Origin of the sequence: Pseudarthrobacter sp. PS3-L1, assembly GCF_030063285.1 — a bacterium.
Taxonomy (GTDB): Bacteria; Actinomycetota; Actinomycetes; order Actinomycetales; family Micrococcaceae; genus Arthrobacter.
On the sequence record NZ_JASISU010000014.1, the window covers coordinates 1 to 2,269 of the forward strand.

General features: G+C 56.5%; 5 protein-coding genes. All 5 read left to right on the top strand.

The features are described 5' to 3' along the window. Positions 1-200 precede the first annotated feature (200 nt). The 5 genes from QMG79_RS16525 to QMG79_RS16545 all read left to right on the top strand — a co-directional run bounded on the left by QMG79_RS16525 (position 201) and on the right by QMG79_RS16545 (position 2,146). The gene (locus QMG79_RS16525; protein WP_283539724.1) at positions 201-470 is read left to right on the top strand and encodes a VRR-NUC domain-containing protein; all 270 of its coding nucleotides are present in this window, start codon (positions 201-203) and stop codon (positions 468-470) included. A 125-nt stretch (positions 471-595) separates the two neighbouring features. Further along, the gene (locus tag QMG79_RS16530) at positions 596-841 is read left to right on the top strand and encodes a hypothetical protein (protein ID WP_283539725.1); all 246 of its coding nucleotides are present in this window, start codon (positions 596-598) and stop codon (positions 839-841) included. A gap of 300 nt (positions 842-1,141) precedes the next feature. Beyond that, positions 1,142-1,480: a hypothetical protein gene (locus QMG79_RS16535; RefSeq protein WP_283539726.1), complete on the top strand. Its 339-nt coding sequence runs from the start codon at positions 1,142-1,144 to the stop codon at positions 1,478-1,480. Continuing rightward, positions 1,477-1,869 (top strand): hypothetical protein, encoded by a 393-nt coding sequence (locus tag QMG79_RS16540; protein ID WP_283539727.1) that lies wholly within the window; start codon positions 1,477-1,479, stop codon positions 1,867-1,869. Before QMG79_RS16535 ends, QMG79_RS16540 begins: the two co-directional genes overlap by 4 nt. A 130-nt stretch (positions 1,870-1,999) precedes the next feature. Next, on the top strand, positions 2,000-2,146 hold the full coding sequence (locus QMG79_RS16545; RefSeq protein ID WP_283539728.1) for a hypothetical protein: 147 nt from the start codon (positions 2,000-2,002) through the stop codon (positions 2,144-2,146). The last annotated feature ends 123 nt before the right edge of the window (positions 2,147-2,269 follow it).

Here is a 2,269-nt window from a genome sequence, read left to right on the forward strand (position 1 = left end):
AACCCGGTGGGCCGTGCGTTGGAAACCCGCTTTGAACGCCTTCGCCATCACCTTCAGCGACCGATTCCCGGCAGCTGAAAACTACTAAAGAAAACTGCCGGATACACCGTTAATGAGATAGTCCCCACCATGGGGAAGGTACCTCTGGGGTGGGTGTGTTGGGGGTGCCGTTGGGTATTAGTGAGGGGCAGTTTCAGGTGGTGGTTTTGCAGGTTGCGGGGTTGTATGGGTGGGAGTTGGCGTATCACACTTTTGATTCGCGGCGGTCGGTTGCTGGGTTTCCGGATTTGGTTCTTGTGAGTTCGAGGCGTGGGCGGGTGTTGTTTCGGGAGTTGAAGTCTGATGTGGGGCGTGTGTCGGTGGATCAGGGGGTGTGGATTGCTGGGTTGACGGCGGGTGGTGTGGATGCTGGTGTGTGGAGGCCGGCGGATGCGCGGTCGGGGCGGATTGTTCGGGAGTTGACGGCCTGAATTGTGCCTGTTGTAACGCGTCTTACTTGTTGCTGTAACGCGTGGGAGTTGATAGTATTGGGGGACACTGACACCCCCGGCCACGCGGACTGCAATCCCGACCGGACCACGAAAAGGAACACACCATGAGCGCTCAGCCTCAAACCAGCAAGGCCCCGTTTCGCATAACAAAGCTTCTCATTAGCCCTAATCCGCGCTACGTCCCCGGCTCCAACCACCCCCGCAAGCGCAATTACGACATTGAGACTCGCACGCACACGTTTTTCAAAACCATCGAAGAAGCGCGCCTCTACCGGCAAGAGTGTGGCGGATGCATTGAGGCTCTATCGTCCACCGGCAAGTCGTACCAAACCTACGTTGGCACCAAATGAGCCGCACGGTAATCCAGATAAAGCGGTCCAGAAACCGCAAGCCAACAGCGCCTCGCACCTGCTGCCCAGCGCATACCGACACTTGCCGCTTTGGCCGTGACCATCAGTGGGTTATGGGTTGGCACGGTGGCCCAAAGTCAGGTCTTGGTATTGGCGAACCTGGCTGGCATGACTCCACTATCTGCGTCATCTGTAAGGGCATCTGTGTTGGTGACATGGACGAAGGTGGCCGGGCATGACCGTCCTCCGCCTCATCACCCAATGGCTTGGCCTTGACCTACTCACCTGGGAAGAAGAGCAATGAGGGCACTTGATTTGGTTACCTTTGAAAAAGAACCCGGGAAGTACGGCGGAGAGTCCCGTTACCACAGCCCTGATGGGTTCTGGGCTCTCCCGGAATCACACGTTGATGGGTATGCCCAAGACAGGCGCTTCACCGAAACGGAACTGGCCGCTGAAATGCTTTGGATCGTCTTCCACGAATCAGAGTGTGAAGTCCGTGGGCTAAGGCTGATCATCAGCGACCCGTCCAGCCCAGACATTGACTACTACGCAAAACACAACCGTGAGTTCGTCCGCCAAGCAGCGATAATGCAACGCTTCTGCGACCTCCCCAACTACGACGAGGTAACAACATGAGTGAACGCGACGAACTGGCCGCACAACTGGCAGACAAGATCCCGGACGATATTTACTCCTGCGTACGAGTCTGGGAAGCCTGGGGATTCGGCCCCATGAGACAAGAGGATTTCACGCCGGTAGTTCAGGATGCGGACGTGATGGCAGAACTCGCCGACGCACTGATTGAAGCCGGGTACCGGAAACCCCGGATCATCACCACCGTCGAGGAACTGGAAGCGCTGAAGCCTGACGCTGTAGTTCGATCATTTATGGAAGTCATATATGAGCGGACGTTCTCATTTAGGACCCCGAATAAGCCTTATTGGCAGTCTCCCGGTAACGAGCTTCCAACGGCAAGTAGTCGAATCTCTTTACCCGCAACCGTCCTGTACGAGCCCACCCCGTGACCCGGCACGTATCCCGGTGGTCTTGGTGGCGGGCGTTCACTGACCGGTACAAGCCCCGCCCACTCCCAGGCAGGCACCGGAAACACGACCCCGCCACAGAACGGCTCATCAAACAACTACAGGAGGCATTGTGAGCACGAAAATCGTATGCGACTTCTGCGAAGAAGTAATTGATGGCGAAATAAAGATCAAGTCCACCGAGAGTGACGGCACAAAGCTCGACTTCTGCACCACCACATGCTTCATCGACTACGCAAACCAGAAGGCAACAGCATGACCCTCCTTGACCGGATCAAGGCACGATGGGCCGCAGCAACATCAGGGCCATACGAGGCAATCACAACTGGTGTTCGGGGCGGCGATCACTGGTATGTGTGTGCTGCTGATGAATCAATTGCTT

Excerpts from the sequence above, each read along its gene's own strand:
- QMG79_RS16530 (WP_283539725.1), top strand. The coding sequence starts at position 596 with ATGAGCGCTCAGCCTCAAACCAGCAAGGCCCCGTTTCGCATAACAAAG.
- QMG79_RS16535 (WP_283539726.1), top strand. The coding sequence starts at position 1,142 with ATGAGGGCACTTGATTTGGTTACCTTTGAAAAAGAACCCGGGAAGTAC.
- QMG79_RS16540 (WP_283539727.1), top strand. The coding sequence starts at position 1,477 with ATGAGTGAACGCGACGAACTGGCCGCACAACTGGCAGACAAGATCCCG.